At 51.2% G+C, this 18,298-nt stretch carries 18 protein-coding genes; 13 read left to right on the top strand and 5 right to left on the bottom strand.

Annotated elements, in window-relative coordinates; translation table 11 throughout:
* Positions 1 to 28 precede the first annotated feature (28 nt).
* From paaC to BLP55_RS12190, 12 genes are all read left to right on the top strand, one after another.
* On the top strand, positions 29 to 775 hold the full coding sequence (paaC, locus tag BLP55_RS12245) for a 1,2-phenylacetyl-CoA epoxidase subunit PaaC (RefSeq protein ID WP_091144570.1): 747 nt from the start codon (positions 29 to 31) through the stop codon (positions 773 to 775).
* Positions 776 to 1,062: 287 nt separating this feature from the next.
* On the top strand, positions 1,063 to 1,563 hold the full coding sequence (gene paaD, locus BLP55_RS12240; protein WP_091144566.1) for a 1,2-phenylacetyl-CoA epoxidase subunit PaaD: 501 nt from the start codon (positions 1,063 to 1,065) through the stop codon (positions 1,561 to 1,563).
* Positions 1,564 to 1,594: 31 nt separating this feature from the next.
* The gene (locus tag BLP55_RS12235; RefSeq protein WP_091144563.1) at positions 1,595 to 2,374 is read left to right on the top strand and encodes an enoyl-CoA hydratase-related protein; all 780 of its coding nucleotides are present in this window, start codon (positions 1,595 to 1,597) and stop codon (positions 2,372 to 2,374) included.
* A complete protein-coding gene (locus BLP55_RS12230) occupies positions 2,375 to 3,523 on the top strand; it encodes a 3-hydroxyacyl-CoA dehydrogenase NAD-binding domain-containing protein (RefSeq protein ID WP_091144560.1) in 1,149 nt (382 codons plus the stop codon).
* Positions 3,523 to 3,927: a hotdog fold thioesterase gene (locus BLP55_RS12225; protein WP_091144556.1), complete on the top strand. Its 405-nt coding sequence runs from the start codon at positions 3,523 to 3,525 to the stop codon at positions 3,925 to 3,927. The genes BLP55_RS12230 and BLP55_RS12225 overlap by 1 nt, the downstream gene beginning before the upstream one ends.
* Before the next feature lie 75 nt (positions 3,928 to 4,002).
* A complete protein-coding gene (gene pcaF / locus BLP55_RS12220) occupies positions 4,003 to 5,205 on the top strand; it encodes a 3-oxoadipyl-CoA thiolase (RefSeq protein ID WP_091144552.1) in 1,203 nt (400 codons plus the stop codon).
* Positions 5,206 to 5,256: 51 nt separating this feature from the next.
* Positions 5,257 to 7,755 (top strand): phenylacetic acid degradation bifunctional protein PaaZ, encoded by a 2,499-nt coding sequence (paaZ, locus tag BLP55_RS12215; RefSeq protein WP_091144548.1) that lies wholly within the window; start codon positions 5,257 to 5,259, stop codon positions 7,753 to 7,755.
* Positions 7,756 to 7,792: 37 nt separating this feature from the next.
* On the top strand, positions 7,793 to 8,542 hold the full coding sequence (locus BLP55_RS12210) for an enoyl-CoA hydratase/isomerase family protein (protein ID WP_091144710.1): 750 nt from the start codon (positions 7,793 to 7,795) through the stop codon (positions 8,540 to 8,542).
* Positions 8,543 to 8,629: 87 nt separating this feature from the next.
* Positions 8,630 to 9,226, top strand: a complete 597-nt coding sequence (locus tag BLP55_RS12205; RefSeq protein ID WP_091144543.1) for an acyltransferase — start codon at positions 8,630 to 8,632, stop codon at positions 9,224 to 9,226.
* Between the two features lies 1 nt (position 9,227).
* Entirely contained in the window at positions 9,228 to 10,523 is a 1,296-nt protein-coding gene (locus BLP55_RS12200; protein ID WP_091144539.1) for a dihydrolipoamide acetyltransferase family protein, read from the top strand.
* A gap of 12 nt (positions 10,524 to 10,535) precedes the next feature.
* Entirely contained in the window at positions 10,536 to 11,603 is a 1,068-nt protein-coding gene (locus tag BLP55_RS12195) for a branched-chain amino acid aminotransferase (RefSeq protein WP_091144535.1), read from the top strand.
* Positions 11,604 to 11,713: 110 nt separating this feature from the next.
* Positions 11,714 to 13,777, top strand: a complete 2,064-nt coding sequence (locus BLP55_RS12190) for an alpha-ketoacid dehydrogenase subunit alpha/beta (protein WP_091144707.1) — start codon at positions 11,714 to 11,716, stop codon at positions 13,775 to 13,777.
* A gap of 240 nt (positions 13,778 to 14,017) precedes the next feature.
* Here BLP55_RS12190 and BLP55_RS12185 read toward each other — a convergent pair whose 3' ends face one another.
* The 4 genes from BLP55_RS12185 to BLP55_RS17030 form a co-directional block, all read right to left on the bottom strand.
* On the bottom strand, positions 14,018 to 14,557 hold the full coding sequence (locus BLP55_RS12185; RefSeq protein WP_091144531.1) for a DUF4136 domain-containing protein: 540 nt from the start codon (positions 14,555 to 14,557) through the stop codon (positions 14,018 to 14,020).
* A gap of 10 nt (positions 14,558 to 14,567) precedes the next feature.
* Positions 14,568 to 14,735 carry a hypothetical protein gene (locus BLP55_RS17035; RefSeq protein WP_170826860.1) on the bottom strand — a complete coding sequence of 56 codons (168 nt, stop codon included), beginning with the start codon at positions 14,733 to 14,735 and terminating at the stop codon, positions 14,568 to 14,570.
* 1 nt (position 14,736) lies between these two features.
* The gene (locus tag BLP55_RS12180; protein WP_091144527.1) at positions 14,737 to 16,722 is read right to left on the bottom strand and encodes a urocanate hydratase; all 1,986 of its coding nucleotides are present in this window, start codon (positions 16,720 to 16,722) and stop codon (positions 14,737 to 14,739) included.
* Between the two features lie 197 nt (positions 16,723 to 16,919).
* Entirely contained in the window at positions 16,920 to 17,096 is a 177-nt protein-coding gene (locus BLP55_RS17030; protein WP_170826859.1) for a C1orf53 family protein, read from the bottom strand.
* Between the two features lie 31 nt (positions 17,097 to 17,127).
* On the opposite strand from BLP55_RS17030, the gene BLP55_RS12175 reads away from it, so the two are divergent.
* On the top strand, positions 17,128 to 17,454 hold the full coding sequence (locus tag BLP55_RS12175; protein WP_091144524.1) for a hypothetical protein: 327 nt from the start codon (positions 17,128 to 17,130) through the stop codon (positions 17,452 to 17,454).
* On the opposite strand, the gene BLP55_RS12170 is transcribed toward BLP55_RS12175, so the two are convergent.
* The gene (locus BLP55_RS12170; protein ID WP_091144521.1) at positions 17,451 to 18,248 is read right to left on the bottom strand and encodes a hypothetical protein; all 798 of its coding nucleotides are present in this window, start codon (positions 18,246 to 18,248) and stop codon (positions 17,451 to 17,453) included. The genes BLP55_RS12175 and BLP55_RS12170 overlap by 4 nt on opposite strands.
* Positions 18,249 to 18,298 lie beyond the last annotated feature (50 nt).

Below are 18,298 nucleotides of genomic sequence, written 5' to 3'. Positions count from 1 at the left end.
GACTTTACGACCTTAAGACTTTAAGACTATGAAGCTCGTCCAATACCTCTACGGCATCGCCGACAACGCACTGATCCTGGGCCAACGCCTCGGCGAACTCTGCGGCCACGGCCCGAACCTCGAGACCGACATCGCAATGACGAACATTTCGCTCGACCTGCTCGGCCAAACGCGTAGCTATTACCAATATGCGGCGCAAATCCTCGGTGGCGACGCGACCGAAGACACGATTGCGTTTTTGCGTTCGGAACGCGAATACAAAAACGTGCTGCTCGTCGAACAGCCGAACACCGATTTTGCGTATTCGATCGGGCGTCAATTTTTATTCGACGTCTACCATCTGTTGCTGCTCCAGGAATTGCAGCTGAGCCAAGACGAAACGCTGTCGGCCATCGCCAAAAAATGCATCAAGGAAGTGCAATACCACACACGTTTTTCATCCGATTGGATCAAACGCCTCGGCGACGGCACACCTGAAAGCAAAGAGCGCATGCAAAACGCGATCAACGACCTCTGGACGTTCACCGACGAACTCTTCCACCAAACCGAAGCCGACCAAGCGATGGTTTCTGAAGGCATCGGCGTCGACGTCACGAAATTAAAAGACAACTATTACCAAAAAATAAACGAAATATTAATAGAAAGCACGCTCGCCATCCCGGAAATGAAATATTTCCAAAAAGGCGGCAAACACGGCATCCATACCGAGCACATGGGGTATTTGCTCGCAGACATGCAGTACATGCAGCGCACGTTCCCGAACATGACTTGGTAATGGAGACGAAAGACGAAAGACGAAAGACGAAAGACGAATGACGAAAGAGCAAGATGTTTGTAATCAGGAGCCGGGAACCTGCTGTACGCTGCAAACGAAGTTCACTGAACTCCGCTTGAAAATAAAAGTTAAGTGAAGTAATCTTTTCGCTTTTTAAATTCCGACGTAAGGAGGAATCTCATGCGAAGCGAAAAGGATTTCCGCTACTATCCGGGCTAGGGCACCCCAAACAAAACAAACTCTGTGTGCTTTGCGAAGAACTCAGCGTACTTTGCGGTAAAATAAAAATGACTACAACAAATATCCATATCGAACCCCAACTCGCCGAAATCCTCGCCACGGTCTCAGACCCCGAGATTCCGGTGCTGTCGATCATGGACATGGGCGTCGTGCGTTCGGCAGAAATGAACGGCAATATTGCTGAGGTCACGATTACGCCAACCTATTCCGGCTGTCCCGCGATGGACGTCATTGGCGACGACATTAAAAAAGCGCTGCGCGACAACGGTATCGAGGCCAAAGTTAACCTGGTTTTGTCGCCCGCCTGGACCACCGATTGGATTACCGAGAAAGGCCGCAACGCGCTCGAAAAATATGGTATCGCGCCACCGCTCGAACCCGAAGCCGACATCGCCGCTTTGCTCGGCAACCAAAAAATAGTCAAATGTCCGCAGTGCGGGTCACACAATACCAAAATGATCAGCCAATTTGGATCGACGGCATGTAAGGCGTTTTTTCAGTGTCAAGATTGCCAGGAGCCTTTCGATTATTTTAAATGCCTTAAATAATTTTAAATGTTGAATTTTAAATTTTAAATGAATGTCTTCGATACTTTTAAAGATTGAAAATAATATAGGATTCATCACACTGAACCGCCCCGAGGTATTCAACAGCTTTAACCGCGAAATGGCACTCGACATGCAGTCCAAGCTGGATGAATGTGCTCATGACACCGACGTACGCGCCATCGTGATCACGGGTGCAGGCAAAGCGTTTTGCGCCGGGCAGGATTTGAAAGAAGTCACCACGCCCGAGCTCATGCCGGGTTTCAAGAAAATCCTCGAGGAACATTACAACCCGATCGTTTCGCGCATCCGCAACATAGAAAAACCAGTTGTGGCCGCGGTCAATGGCGTGGCTGCAGGGGCAGGGGCCAATATCGCTTTGGCTTGCGATATCGTCGTGGCGTCAGAAAATGCGGCGTTCATCCAGGCGTTCAGCAAAATCGGACTCGTGCCGGACAGCGCGGGAACCTTCTTTTTGCCGCGTTTGATTGGATTCCAAAAAGCGGCGGCCCTCATGATGCTCGGCGACAAAGTATCGGCGCTCGAGGCGTTGCAAATGGGCATGATTTACAAAACATTCGCAGCGGAATCGTTCGAATCTGACGTACAGAAACTCGCCGAAACGCTCGCCAACATGCCCACCAAAGCCATCGGGCTCACCAAAAAATTGCTCAACGAATCGATGAACAACAATTTAGACCAACAGCTCGCGCTCGAATCGATCTGGCAAATCGAGGCCAGCCAATCACACGATTACAACGAAGGCGTCAACGCATTCGTCGAAAAAAGAACCCCCAATTTTAAAGGAAACTAAATGAACGTAGCAGTAATCGGATCGGGCACCATGGGCAGCGGCATCGCACAAGTTGCGGCCACGGCGGGTTGCGCGGTAAAAATCTACGACAACAACCAAAATGCGCTCGACAAAAGTGCGGCCGGTCTTGAAAAAACGCTCACGACCTTGCTCGAAAAAGGCAAAATCGATGCGGGCGCGCGCGACGCAATCTGGGGCAACCTTTCGTTTGTATCGGCGCTCGAGGAATTGGCTGACGCCGATTTGGTCATCGAAGCCATTGTCGAAAACCTCGACATCAAACGCAAGCTGTTCGCCGATTTAGAAAGCATAGTGTCAGAAAATACCATTCTCGCATCGAATACCTCGTCGCTTTCAATCGCGTCGATTGCCGCTTCGGTCAAAAAATCGGAACGCGTCATCGGGATCCATTTTTTCAATCCGGCGCCGCTGATGCAACTCGTCGAAGTGATTCCGGCGGTGCAAACAAGCAGCGAAGTACACACGCGAACCGTTCAAACCATTGCAGGCTGGAAGAAAACCGTGGCGGTTGCCAAGGACACGCCGGGGTTTATCGTCAACCGTGTTGCGCGTCCGTTTTATGGCGAAGCGTTGCGCATTTACGAAGAAGGCCAAGCCGATTTTGCCACCATCGACTGGGCGATGAAAACCTTTGGCGGTTTCAGGATGGGCCCGTTTGAACTTATGGATTTTATCGGGCACGATGTCAACTATGTGGTCACCGAAACCGTGTTCACATCGTTTTATTTCGACCCGAGATACAAGCCATCGTTTACGCAAAAAAGACTGCTCGAAGCGGGCTTTTTAGGAAGAAAATCGGGCCGTGGATTTTACGATTATGCGAAAGATTTACCTGCGCCCGACGAGAATCAAGCGCTGGGAAAACAAATTTTTGAACGCGTGCTCGCGATGCTCATCAACGAGGCTGCCGATGCGCTGTTTTTGCAGATCGGTTCGGCGCAAGACATCGACAACGCCATGACCAGGGGCGTCAACTATCCGAAAGGCTTGCTCGCGTGGGCAGACGAAATGGGCATCGATTGGTGTGTGAAAACACTCGACGGATTGTATGACGAGTACCGCGAAGACCGCTATCGCTGCAGTCCGATTTTGCGAAAAATGAAAACCGAAAACAAAACGTTCTTCTGATGACACCGCGTGAAATCGTACATAAAATGTTTGACAACGATGCCTTTAGCCAATGGCTTGGGATTGTCGTCGAGGACATTTCGGAAGGCAGTTGTACATTATCGATGACCGTCCGCAAAGACATGCTCAACGGATTCGGCATCGCCCACGGCGCGATCACTTATGCGATTGCCGACAGTGCACTGGCCTTTGCGTCGAATTCGCATGGCAAACAATCGGTGAGCATCGATACGGCCATCAACCACATCGAGTCGTTGAAGGAAGGCGATGTGATTACGGCGACTGCATTCGAGAATTCGGTCAAAAACAAGTTTGGGTTTTATAGCATTAAGATCAAGAAAGAAGATACGCTCGTCGCGTTGTTCAAAGGAACGGTTTACCGAAGCGACCGCAATTGGAGTTAATAATAAAATTCCAAGCACCAAATTCCAATCGTCAACCTTGGAATTTGGAATTTGGAATTTGGAATTTGAATTTTTATGGAATCTTACATCATAGACGGCGTCCGAACGCCCATCGGCAATTACCAAGGAACTTTAGCGGCGGTGCGCGCCGACGATTTGGGCGCACACGTCATCAAAGCCCTGGCAAGCAAACACCCTGAAATTCCAAGCGACGCCTACGACGACGTGATCTTCGGCTGCGCGAACCAAGCGGGCGAAGACAATAGAAATGTTGCACGCATGTCGTTGCTTTTGGCTGGTTTGCCGCAAACCGTACCCGGTGAAACCGTCAACCGATTGTGCGCTTCGGGCTTGTCTGCGGTGATCCACGCCAACCGTGCGATCAAGGCAGGCGACGGCGATTTGTTCATTGCGGGTGGGGTCGAAAACATGACACGTGGGCCGCTGGTCGTTTCCAAACCGTCGTCGGCGTACGGTACCGATAGCAAAATGTACGACTCGAGCTTTGGATGGCGTTTCATCAATCCAAAAATGAAGGAAATGTACGGCGTCGATGCGATGGGCGAAACCGCCGAAAATCTCGTCGACCAATACCAGATTTCGCGCGAAGACCAAGACAAATTCGCTTTGAATAGCCAACAAAAAGCGGCCAAGGCGCAAGAAAACGGACGACTCGCCAAAGAAATCGCTCCGATAGCAATTCCGCAACGCAAAGGCGATCCGATTGTTTTTGCCAAAGACGAATTCGTCAAGCCGAACAGCTCGATGGAAGGGCTGGCCAAATTGCGCGGCGCGTTCCGGGCAAACGGCAGCGTCACGGCGGGCAATGCATCGGGCCTCAACGACGGAGCAGCGGCGGTGTTGATTGCATCCGATAAAGCGGTCCAAAAATACAACCTGAAACCGCTGGCCAAAATCGTCAGTTCGGCCGTGGTAGGCGTCGAGCCAAGAATTATGGGCATCGGCCCGGTCGAAGCGACCAAAAAAGCGCTCGAAAAAGCAGGCTTGACGTTGGACCAAATCGACATCATCGAACTCAACGAAGCGTTTGCCGCGCAAAGCATCGCCTGCGTTCGTGCACTCGGCTTGAAGGACGACGATCCGCGCATTAACCCAAACGGCGGTGCCATTGCCATTGGGCATCCGCTGGGTGTAACCGGCGCAAGAATCGCTTATTCGGCGGCGCTTGAATTGCAATTGACAGGAAAAAAATACGCACTCGTGACCATGTGCATCGGCGTCGGACAAGGCTACGCAGTGATTATCGAAAGAACATAAACTTTGCAAACTTTGCGAAAACTTCGCGGACTTTGCGGTTAAAAAAATAAAATGAGCAAACTAGGAAATTACGTCAACGGACATTGGACAGAAGGCAACGGCCAAGGTGCGCCGTTGTTCGATTCGGTCACGGGCGACATCATTACGCATGCCACAACCGACGGCCTCAATTTTGAGGAAATCCTGCACTACGGACGCACCAAAGGCGGCGAGAAACTGCGTAAGATGACGTTCCAGGAACGCGGTAACATGATCAAGAAATTGGCGCTGTACCTGACCAAACGCAAAGAGCAATTTTATGAAATCAGCTATAGAACCGGGGCGACGCGCGTCGATTCGTGGATCGATATCGAAGGCGGGTTCGGCAATTTGTTTGCCAACGCTTCGCTTAGAAAGTTGTTCCCGAACCAACCCTACGACGTCGAAGGCGACCCAATCGATTTGTCGCGCGGCGGACGTTTCATGGCGCACCACATCCTGGTGCCCAAACCTGGCGTGGCCGTACACATCAACGCGTTCAACTTCCCGATTTGGGGCATGCTCGAGAAATGCGCCGTCAATTGGATGGCCGGAATGCCGGCGATCGTCAAGCCCGCAACGGCGACGTCGTATTTGACCGAAGCCGTCGTACGCGAAATCATTGCATCGGGGATTTTGCCCGAGGGTGCGTTGCAACTCATTTGCGGCCCGGCGGGCAATATGCTCGATTATGTCGAATCGCAGGACGTCGTGACATTTACGGGTTCGGCCGATACCGGGCGCAAACTCAAATCACATCCGCGCATCATCTCAGAATCGGTGCCGTTCAATATGGAAGCCGATTCGTTGAACTGTTCAATTCTGGGTGAAGACGCGGTTCCGGGTACGCCAGAGTTTGATTTGTTCGTGAACTCCGTCCGCTCTGAAATGACGGTCAAATGCGGGCAAAAATGTACCGCGATCCGCCGCATCATCGTTCCCGAGAAATTGGTCGAAGACGTACAGATTGCGCTCGGCAAGGCACTCGACAAAGTCACCATCGGCGATCCGCGACTCAAGGAAGTCCGCATGGGATCGTTGGTTTCGAGCGATCAGGTCGAAGAAGTCAAGATGCGTACGCGTGAAATCGCCAAAACCGCATCCATCGTCTACGGCGATTACGACAAAATTACGACCGTTGGTGCCGATGCCAAAAAAGGCGCATTCATCAGCCCGATGGTGTTGCGCGAAGATAACCCATTCAAGAATACACTCGTCCACGAAACCGAGGCATTTGGTCCGGTGGCGACGATCATGCCGTATAAGAACCTCGACGAAGCGACTGAACTCGCGCGTATGGGCAAAGGTTCACTGGTTTCATCCATCGTAACAAACTCTGATAAAATCGCCAAGGATTACGTCGTTGGCGCGGCTTCGCACCACGGACGGATTTTGGTGTTGAACCGCGAAAACGCCAAGCAAAGCACCGGGCACGGTTCGCCATTGCCGCAACTCGTACACGGTGGCCCGGGACGCGCGGGCGGCGGCGAGGAAATGGGCGGCGTGCGCGGCATCAAACATTACATGCAGCGTTGCGCGGTGCAAGGTTCGCCGACGACACTGACTGAAATCACCGGAATTTACCAACCGAATTCCGCCTATAAAGAAGCGCCGAACCATCCGTTCCAATATTACTGGGACGACATCGAGCCCGGTATGTCTTTGAAAACGCACAAGCGCACCGTCACCGATACCGACATCATCAATTTCGCGAATTTAACGTGGGATCATTTTTACGCGCACACCGACATCACGTCGCTCAAAGGCAGCATTTTTGAAAAACGCACAGCGCACGGCTATTTCATTCTGGCCGCAGCCGCAGGACTTTTCGTGTGGCCGAACAAAGGCCCGGTCGCTGCGAATTACGGGCTCGAAGAATGCCGATTCCTGCGTCCGATTTACCACAACGATACGATGTGTGTGCGACTCACATGTAAGCAAAAAATCGAACGCGACCATGTGGGCGAACAAATGCCGAGTGGCATCGTCAAATGGTTTGTAGAAGTGTTTGATGCAAACGATGAACTGACGGCCGTGGCCACGATTTTGACGATGGTACAAAAACGCTCGCCTTTCACCGAAATCAACCGCAACAACATCAACGCTTATCTGAATAAATTGACTGTCGACCATAGACCAAGTTGGGGCATCATGACGCCGCAGCATTTGGTCGAACACATGGAGCAGCAATTCCGGTACGCATCGGGTGAAATCCAGGATTTTGAGATTGTAACGCCCGAGGAACATTTGCCGAAATGGCGCGAGACAATTTTTAACCACCGTCCGATGCCACAAGGACACCAGCACCCGCTGATGAAACAGGGCGAAAACGAAGCATTGCGACACGAAAACCTCGATGCCGCAAAGGCCAAACTGATCGAAGCGATGGATGCCTACGAGCAATTTTTCAAGGACAATCCGGAGGCGCGCACCAAAAATGTGGTGTTTGGCATGATGGACAAATTCGAGTGGGATTTGCTCGGGACAAAACATTTTAACCACCATTTCAAGCAATTTGGAATCTTGGGTTAAATTCCAAATTCCAAAAAACAAATTCCAAATAGTATCAATGGAAGCATACGTCAAAATAGACATTCAAGAAAACATCGCCACGATCGAGTTTTTCCACCCGGAACAAAATTCCTTGCCCGGAACGATCCTCGCGCAGTTGGCGCAAACCATTACCGACGCGGGCAACAATCCCGACGTTCAAGTTATCATCCTACAATCGGGCGGCGACCGAACGTTTTGCGCCGGTGCAAGTTTCAAGGAACTTATCACGATCAACGACGCAGCTACCGGAAAGGTATTTTTCTCGGGATTCGCCAACGTCATCAACGCGATGCGCAAATGCCCCAAGTTCATCATCGGACGCGTTCAGGGCAAAACCGTCGGCGGTGGTGTGGGTATTGCGGCGGCTACCGATTATTGTATGGCGACGAAATTTGCGGCGATCAAACTCAGCGAGCTCAACGTGGGGATCGGGCCGTTTGTGGTAAGTCCTGCGATTGAGCGCAAAATGGGCGTTTCGGCAACCTCACAAATCGCCATCGACGCCAATAATTTTTACGAAGCCGAATGGGCCAGAAGCAAAGGCCTATTTGCCGAAGTATTCGAATCAATCGAGGAAATGGACGCCAAAGTAGCATCGTTTGCGCAACATTTGTGCACGTACAACCCCGAAGCCATGCGCGAAATGAAGCAAATTTTCTGGAAAGGCACCGACGACTGGGACATGCTTTTGGCCGAACGTGCCGCAATTTCAGGCCGATTGGTTTTGAGTGATTTTACGAAGAAAACGTTGGAAAAATTTAAGTGACAAAAGACCAATAACAAAAGACGAACGGGTGCTTTATTAGGCATTTTGGGAGTCCTTTGTCTTTCGTCTTTCGTCTTTCATCAAAAAATGGTATACGAATTCAAGGGTTTCATTCCCGTCATCCACGAAAGCGCCTTCATCCATCCGCAGGCGGCCGTTACCGGTAATGTGATTATCGGCAAGGACGTTTATGTCGGGCCTGGTGCGGCGATCCGTGGCGATTGGGGCGGTATTGTCATCGAAGACGGTTGCAATGTGCAGGAAAATTGCACGATCCACATGTTTCCGGGCAAGGACATCGTCTTGAAAGCAGGCGCGCATGTCGGTCACGGCGCGATCATCCACGGCGCGAACTTGGGCAGAAATTGCCTGATTGGGATGAATGCCGTCATTATGGACGATGCCGAAATCGGGGATGAGTGCATTATCGGCGCGTTGAGTTTTGTGAAAGCAGAGATGAAAATCCCTGCACGTTCGCTCGTGGTAGGCAATCCGGCACAAATCGTCAAACAGGTTTCGGACGACATGATTGCGTGGAAAACCAAAGGAACGGGTTTGTACCAGCAATTGCCCAAAGAAATGTACGACACCTGGAAAGCAGTCGAACCGTTGCGCGAAATCCCCGCGAATCGCCCGACACAGGAATCGTTTTACCAAACGCTAGAAGAATTTAGAAAGAAATAAAATGCCGATTACCGAATTCAAAATGCCCAAAATGGGCGAAAGCATCACCGAAGCAACCATCATCAACTGGCTCAAGAACGTCGGCGATACTGTCATGGCCGAGGAAACCATAGTTGAGGTGGCGACGGATAAAGTAGACAATGATGTTCCCGCGCCGGTTTCGGGCGTGATTACCGAGATCCGGTTTAAGAAAGACGATATCGTAAAAGTAGGTGAGGTGTTGGCGTTGATTGATTCGGAAGGTGTCGAGAGCCAAGTGCCAACCGCGCCACGCCCAGACGCTGAAACAAGTTCAGCGTCCCCAAAAACCCAAACCGAAGACCACAAAATTCCGAATCCCGAAGTCAAACTAAAGACCAACCCAGACGCGTTCTTATCGCCGTTGATCATCTCGATCGCGCAAAAAGAAAACCTGTCGCTCGAAGAAGTGCAGTCGATTCAGGGTTCTGGTGCAGACGGACGCATCCAAAAAAGCGACGTGTTCAACTATTTGAAGAACCGCAAGTATGCGTTACCGAGTCGTCCGACAACCGACAACCGACAACCGACAACCGATTTCCCGAAACCCAAGATCAATTTTGTCGAAGGCAAAGACCGCATCGTCGAGATGGACCGCATGCGCAAAATGATTGCCGACCACATGGTCTATTCGAAACAGACCTCGCCGCATGTCACGTCATATATTGAAGTTGATGTGACGAATCTGGTGAATTGGCGCAACGCAAACAAAGATGCATTTGCCGCCAAACACAACGAAAAACTCACGTTTACGCCAATTTTTGTCGATGCCGTGGCCAAAGCCATTGTCGATTTTCCGATGATCAACGTATCGGTCGACGGCAAGAACATCATTGTGCACCAAGACATCAACATAGGCATGGCCACCGCGCTGCCGAGCGGGAATTTGATTGTTCCCGTGGTCAAGAACGCCAACGAAAAGAAGTTGCCGGAACTTGCCAAAACCGTCAACCATTTGGCCGACAGTTCGCGTACCGGCAAACTCAAGCCCGATGAAATTCAGGGTTCGACGTTTACGATCTCTAACGTCGGGACGTTCGGCAGTTTGATGGGAACGCCCATCATCAACCAGCCCGAGGTCGCGATCTTGGCGCTTGGCATCATCAAAAAGAGACCCGAGGTCATCGAAACTGAAAGCGGAGACGAGATTGCCATCCGCAGCATGATGTTTTTGTCACTCAGCTTCGACCACCGGGTCGTGGACGGATTCCTGGGCGGATCATTCTTGCGCAAAGTAGGCGACTACCTCGAACAATTTGACATCAATACCACTTTATAAAATTAGATTACCATGATTGACATTAAAGAAACCATCCACCACAGCGGCCGCGAGAAAAACATCGACCTCAATACGAGCGTCATGGGCACGGTCTTTACCGACCACATGTTCATTTGCGATTTCGAAAACGGCGCCTGGCGCAATCCGCGGATCGAGCCGTTGGGCAACATCGCAACGCATCCGGCGGCGATGGCTTTGCATTACGGACAGGCGATTTTTGAAGGATTAAAGGCCACGCTGGGCAAAGACGACACGCCGCTGTTGTTTCGTCCCGAGCAAAACGCCAAGCGATTGAATTTTAGCGCCGACCGCATGGGCATGCCCGCTTTTCCCGAAGGGTTATTCGTAGAAGGACTGAAGCGTCTGGTGGCCATCGACAAGGAGTGGATCCCGAGCGCCGAGGGTACGGCTTTGTACCTGCGTCCGTTCATGTATGCCGACGAAGCCTTTATCGGGATGCGTGCGGCCACCAAGTACAAGTTCATCATTTTTGCGTCGCCGAGCGGACCGTTTTTTAGCAAGCCGATCAAGCTGTGGGCCGAGACGCAATACATCCGCGCGGCCAATGGCGGAACGGGCGAAGCGAAGGCAGCCGGAAATTACGCAGCGGCGATCCGTCCTACCGAGATGGCCAAGGCCAAGGGCTACGACCAGGTTTTGTGGCTCGACGCACGCGATTTTGAGTATGTACAGGAATGTGGAACGATGAATATTTTTTTCAAGATCGACGGTAAATTCGTGACGCCAAATTTGGGTGGATCGGTGTTGAACGGCATCACCAGGTTAAGCGTGATGGATGTGTTGCGCGACCAAGGTTTTGAAGTGACCGAACGTCCGGTATCGATCAACGAAATTGTTGCGGCGTTCAACAATGGCACGCTCGAAGAGGCGTTTGGCGCGGGAACGGCCGTGTCGATTGCGCCTGTCGAGGAAATCGGATACAAGGATTTGAAGATTACATTTCCGGCTAATGCACCTGTTGGGGCAGCCGTCAAAAAGACGCTCGACGGGATCAAGACGCAGCAGATCGAAGATAAATTTGGTTGGATTGTAAGCGTCGATTCGACGGTCAAAGCGTAAATTTTAGACAGACTGCAGCCGTGATGGTAGCGGCATCCTTTTATGGAATGCAATGGAATAAAAGATAAAGCGGACAGCACGAATTGTCTGCCCAAGAAATAACAATGAAGATGCAAATTGCAGAACAAACCCTAAATAAAACCCTCCTCGAAAGCGCGTTCACGACGATGGCGACCGCCAAAACGATGGCCGAGTGGTATGAGGAAAATTTTAAAGTCGTATCGAAATACGTTCATGCGACTTCGCGTGGCCACGAGGCGATCCAGATTGCGACGGCCATGCAGCTGTTGCCGCAGGATTTTGCGTTCCCGTATTACCGCGACGATGCGATGTTGCTCGGTATCGGGATGCAGCCTTACGATTTGATGTTGCAACTCATGGCCAAGCGCGACGATCCGTTTTCGGGCGGCCGCACTTATTATTGCCATCCGAGTTTGCGCGATGCCGACAAACCCAAGATTCCGCACCAGAGCTCGGCCACGGGTATGCAGGCGATTCCGGCGACGGGCGCTGCAATGGGATTTTGGTATAAGGAAAATGTAGGGATTGACGACAAAAACCAAGAGAAGCCAATCGTGGTTTGTTCGCTCGGCGACGCGTCGGTGACCGAAGGTGAAATCGCCGAGGCTTTCCAGATGGCGGCTTTGAAGCAACTGCCGATTTTGTACCTCGTACAGGACAACGGTTGGGACATTTCTGCAAACGCTGCCGAAACGCGTGCGCAAAATGCTTTTGAATACGCCAAAGGATTCCATGGGCTCGAGGCGGTTTCGATCGACGGCGCCGATTTTACCGAAAGTTACCTGACGATCCAAAAGGTGTTGAAGACCATGCGTGAGCAGCGCCGTCCGTTTTTGGTGCATGCGAAAGTGCCGTTGTTGAACCACCACACCTCGGGGGTTCGCATGGAATGGTACCGCGACGATTTGGACGAGGCAAAGAGTCGCGATCCGTATCCGGTTTTGAAGCAACAAATGTTGGACGCGGGATTTACATCCGAAGAAATTGCCAAGATCGAAAATGACGCCTTGGCCAAAGTCAAGGCCGATTACGATAGGGCGCTCGCGGCCGAAGATCCGCGCCCCGAAGATTTATTTACGCACGATTTTGCCCCGACACCGATTTTGGAAGAGCAAGGCGAAAGAAATCCAGAGCGCGAAGACAAAGTAGTCATGGTCGATTGCGCGCTGTTTGCCGTCGAGGAACTGATGCGCGACAACAAAGACTGTTTACTTTACGGGCAAGACGTGGGCGGACGACTCGGCGGCGTGTTCCGCGAAGCCGCAACGCTGGCGCAAAAGTTTGGCGATGAACGCGTGTTCAATACGCCGATCCAAGAAGCGTTCATCGTCGGTTCGACGGTCGGAATGAGCGCCGTTGGTTTGAAACCAATCGTTGAAGTCCAATTCGCCGATTATATTTGGCCGGGCTTGAATCAGCTCTTTACAGAAGTTTCCCGTTCGTGTTACCTGACCAACGGCAAATGGCCGGTTTCGATGATTTTGCGCGTACCGATTGGGGCGTACGGATCGGGTGGGCCGTACCATTCGAGTTCGGTAGAGAGTGTTTTGACGAACATCCGCGGGATCAAGATTGCCTATCCTAGCAACGGTGCCGATTTGAAAGGACTATTGAAATCGGCGTATTACGACCCGAATCCGGTCGTGATTTTGGAGCACAAAGGCTTGTATTGGTCTAAAGTAAAAGGTACTGAAACTGCACGCGTCAATGAACCGAGCGAGGATTATGTGTTGCCTTTCGGAAAAGCCAATGTGGTGCAGGAAATCTGGCCGCAGGACGATGCCGAAACCTTGACCGTGATTACGTATGGCATGGGCGTACATTGGGCGTTGAACGCATCGGCAGGAATGAAAGAAAAGGTAGAAATCGTCGATTTGCGGACGTTGTATCCGCTTGACGAAGAAACGATTTTAAAGTCGGTTAAAAAAGCCAAGAAATGCTTGGTGGTGACCGAAGAACCGACGAACAATTCGTTTGCGCGAAGTTTGGCCGGAATGATCCAGGAACAATGCTTCAAATACCTTGATGCGCCGGTAATGGTGATCGGATCCGAGAATCTGCCGGCGATTCCGCTCAACAGTACGCTCGAAGCGACGATGATTCCGAGCGCCGAGAAGGTCAAGACTAAAATGGAAGAATTGTTGAGATATTAAATAAAAAACCGCAATTTATGTTGCGGTTTTTTTTGTGGGCAATTGCCCGACTTAACTTTAACAAAATCTACAGATTTTCTGTAGCCTACGTTTTGATTTTTTTCGTTGGGAATACCTTACATTGCCCCCTTCCCATAGAACGAAGTTAGCATTTGTGGTGTTGTTTTTACTGCAGAAAAACTGTAAAGTTCTAAAGGGTCACCTAATCCGGTCAAAAAAAACGCGGCTGCGGTTTCTAGGTTATTGTTTTTTCTGCGGCGGATATTGCTCCAAGATCTTCGCGACAAAATTCTTGATCACTTCGTCTTTTTTGTCGACATTTTGCGTGAGCGTTCCGATGCCCTGGCCTTGCCAGATCATTTCTTTTTTCTTGGCATCGATCAAATCGATGTAAAGCGTACCCTCGGTGCTGCTCGAAACGGTGGTGGTGTTGCCGCCCCACATGTACGGGTTCCAGCCCCAGCCCCAACCGTAGCCCCAGCCGGCGTTGAATTGGTTCACGCTGATTTGCTCGCGCGATTTGGTAAAGATGTTCACCAGCAAATCGGGGTTTTCGCTTTTGGTGAAGCCTTTGGCGGTCATGGCTTCGTCGATCGAACGCAGGATACGCTTTTTGTCGAGGTCGGATATTTCGACCTTGTCGATGCCATTTTTGTAGAACGCATAGGTTTTGAACTGATTGAAATCTACGTTTTTGTCGTAGTCAGAAGACACCTTGACCGAGGCGCAGGCGCCCAGTAAAAACACCAGCAATACAGGTAGTAATTTCAGATTTTTCATAGCGTGGAGGTTAGGATTGTTTTTCTTTTTCCTTAAAACTTTTGACGACTGCAACAATGTTGAGTACAATCGACGCGAGCGCCAAAAACGACTGCGCAAACACATTGTCGATAACCAGGGCCAGCGGAATCAGGCAGGTCCCCATGATCATAAGCTCTATGCTGTTTGCTTTTTTCACTTTACAACAAGTCTAAAATGGCGTCGTCTACAGTATTCGGGATGGTTACTTTGAGCAAAGGCTGCGTGGCCATGGCCCGTTTGATCGCAAATACGGCGCCCTCGTTTCGGGCCCAGCTCCGTCGGGAAATGCCGTTGTTTACATCCCAGAAAAGCATGGATTCCAAGCGTCTGGACGCATCGGCCGAACCATCAAGAACCATACCAAATCCGCCGTTGATGACCTCGCCCCAACCCACGCCACCACCGTTGTGGATGCTGATCCAGGTGGCGCCGCGAAAGCCGTCGCCGATGACGTTGTGGATGGCCATGTCGGCCGTAAAACGCGACCCGTCATAAATGTTCGAAGTCTCCCGGTATGGGGAATCGGTACCCGATACATCGTGGTGGTCGCGGCCCAAAACCACGTAACCGATTTCGCCCTTGGCAATGGCATCGTTGAACGCCTGTGCAATCTTGATGCGGCCTTCGGCGTCGGCATACAAAATACGCGCTTGCGAGCCGACGACCAGCTTGTTTTGCTGCGCGCCTTTGATCCATTGGATGTTGTCCTGCATTTGTTGCTGGATTTCGGTCGGAGCGGTTTTGGCCAATTCCTCTAAAACCTGGCAGGCGATGTCGTCCGTTTTTTGCAAATCTTCAGGTTTTCCCGAAGTACAAACCCAACGGAACGGGCCGAATCCGTAATCGAAACACATAGGGCCCATGATGTCCTGCACGTAGCTCGGGTAGCGGAAATCGATGCCATTGGCCGCCATGATGTTGGCGCCGGCGCGCGACGCTTCGAGCAAAAAGGCGTTGCCGTAATCGAAGAAATAGGTGCCCTTGGCGGTGTGTTTGTTGATCGCGTCGGTTTGACGGCGCAGCGATTGTTGTACTTTTTGTTTGAACAATTCGGGGTTTTCGGCCATCATGCGGTTCGATTCCTCGAACGATTGACCAACGGGGTAGTAGCCGCCCGCCCACGGATTGTGCAGCGAGGCTTGGTCCGATCCCAGATCGATGTGTAAATTTTCTTCGTCGAATTTTTCCCATACATCGACCACGTTACCGAGGTAGGCGATGGAAACCGTTTCCTTGTTTTCTTTGGCCTGGCGTACACGTGTAACCAATTCGTCAATGTTTTCGATGACTTCGTTGATCCAACCCTGCGAATGACGGATGTGCGTAATCTTCGGATTCACTTCGGCACACACCGTGATGCATCCCGCAATGTTGCCCGCTTTGGGTTGCGCGCCGCTCATGCCGCCGAGTCCAGAAGTGACAAAAAGGTTGCCTGTTGGCGTCGTTTTGATTTTGCGGAAGCCGTTCAATACCGTAATCGTCGTGCCGTGCACGATGCCTTGCGGGCCGATGTACATGTAACTTCCGGCTGTCATTTGGCCGTATTGTGTGACGCCGAGCGCGTTGAATTTTTCCCAATCGTCGGGTTTGGAATAATTAGGGATCATCATGCCGTTGGTGACCACCACACGCGGGGCATCTTTGTGCGACGGATACAAGCCCATCGGGTGGCCCGAATAGATTGTGAGCGTTTGCTCGTCGGTCATTTCGGAAAGGTATTTCATGGTCAGCAGATACTGCGCCCAGTTCTGGAATACCGCGCCGTTGCCGCCATAAGTGATGAGTTCGTGCGGGTGTTGCGCGACGGCATAATCCAGGTTGTTTTGGATCATGAGCATGATGGCTTTGGCTTGTTCGGATTTTCCTGGGTATTCTGATATCGGACGCGCCTTCATTTCGTAATCGGGGCGAAAACGGTACATGTAGATGCGGCCATAGGTGTTGAGTTCCGCAAGGAATTCGGGTGCGAGTGTCGCGTGGTGTTGTGGTTCAAAATAGCGCAACGCGTTGCGGATGGCGAGTTTCTTTTCGTCATCCAAAAGGATTTCCTTGCGTTTGGGCGCGTGGTTGATTTGCGTTTCGTAAGGTTTTGGATTAGGAAGCGTGGTTGGGATTCCTTGTTGGATTTGTTCTTTAAAAGTCATGTTTTTTGTTGTTGGACGCCGGTTTGCGCAGATTTTGTTCGAGAGTGACGGGTTTGTATTTTTTAGTGTTCGTTCTAAGCGGAGGTCGCGTTAGCGATTACTTCACCTCATTAATATTTTTTACAGGAGTTCAGTGAACTTCGTTTGCAGCAAGGTGCCGTGCACCGCGGAAAGCGCGGGCCGCAGGCAACGCACAACTACTTTTTAAAATCACCCGTCTTTTTGTCAAAGCCATATGGGCAATGCCGGCACCCGCTTTTGCAGCAATAGCCGCGCTTGAGGTGGTATTTTTCGGTAAAGCACTTGTAGCCTTCGGGCGTATAATAAAAATCTTCGCCTTCGATGGGTTTATTTTCGTTATTTTGGTGGTTCATAATCACTACAAAAATAACAAGATTCGGCCGAATGTTTTTGATTGTTTCCAAATATTTGCTCCCCAAAGGATTTAGCGGCATGGCCATTTTTCCGTTTGTGATCCTGCGCCGCAACGAACAAAAAAGCGATGCCGTGATGGTCAACCACGAACGCATCCACATCAGGCAGCAAATGGAACTGCTCGTGGTGTTTTTTTACCTGTGGTATGGTGTGGAGTTTTTGTGCCGATGGGTCCAATACCGAAGTAAAGACAAGGCCTACCGTAACATTTCTTTCGAACGGGAAGCCTACCAAAACGAAAAAGACCCCGGCTATTTGAAGCGGAGGTCTTTTTGGTCCTTCTGGAATTATGTTTAATGGTTCAATTCGGCTTTGAGTGAGGCGCGCTGCTTGACTTGCGGAGCCTTTTCGAAACGGCGGTCGTAGCGTGCCGTACGGGTTTGTCCGTTCGGTGCGGTGTAAGTTTCGGAGCCTCTGGTGGCTACTATTGAATACGAAAACAGGGTGTTGGACAGGCCACTTTGGAGTTCGACCACCTCAAACGAATGGGCCGATTTGTTGGTGACATACACGCCGTTGCAATCGCCTTCGAGTTGCACGAATACCTTGAGCGGATGTTGCTCGTCTACCAGTATATTTTTGGCGAATGTAGGGTCGATGGCAATCGTGACGCGGCCGTTTACCAATTGGCCTGTGCCGTAATCTTCGAACAGGTTCTCGGGTGTTTCGGTACAGTGCATCACCACTTTTTGGTTGTTGATGTCTTCTACAATCGTACTCACGGCGCCGGGCCCAATGATTTTGTAGTAGCCGAAACCGTCCCAGTGCGCAACATCCCATTGGTTGTCGAATTCATCCTGAAACAAGCCGCCCGAGCTCGGGTCGATGGTGATGGAAGAAACAAAGCCGAACACGCCCGTATACAATCCAGAGAAAGAGCCGCCGCTACCTGCGGTGAGATAGGTCGATATTTGGTTGTTCCCCGCGCCGTTAGAGCCCGTTCCCGATGCGCTGGTGTTGAATCCCCACAACCCGAATGCATTGCCTTGGTTGGTGCCGCCTTGCACCCCCGCGCCATTTGCGGCAGTCGCCTGGCCATATACACCGCGGCCATTGGCCAACGTGCTGTATCCCGCGATGGCACGTGTCATGGTGCCCTAAGTGTAGGACGAAAGTACATCGGTAGCAACGGGTGCCGCCG

Source organism: Flavobacterium caeni (assembly GCF_900101895.1).
GTDB classification, from domain to species: domain Bacteria; phylum Bacteroidota; class Bacteroidia; order Flavobacteriales; family Flavobacteriaceae; genus Flavobacterium; species Flavobacterium caeni.
The sequence above is the reverse complement of the archived record's forward strand: the minus strand, read 5'-3'. Positions and strand labels throughout refer to the sequence as shown.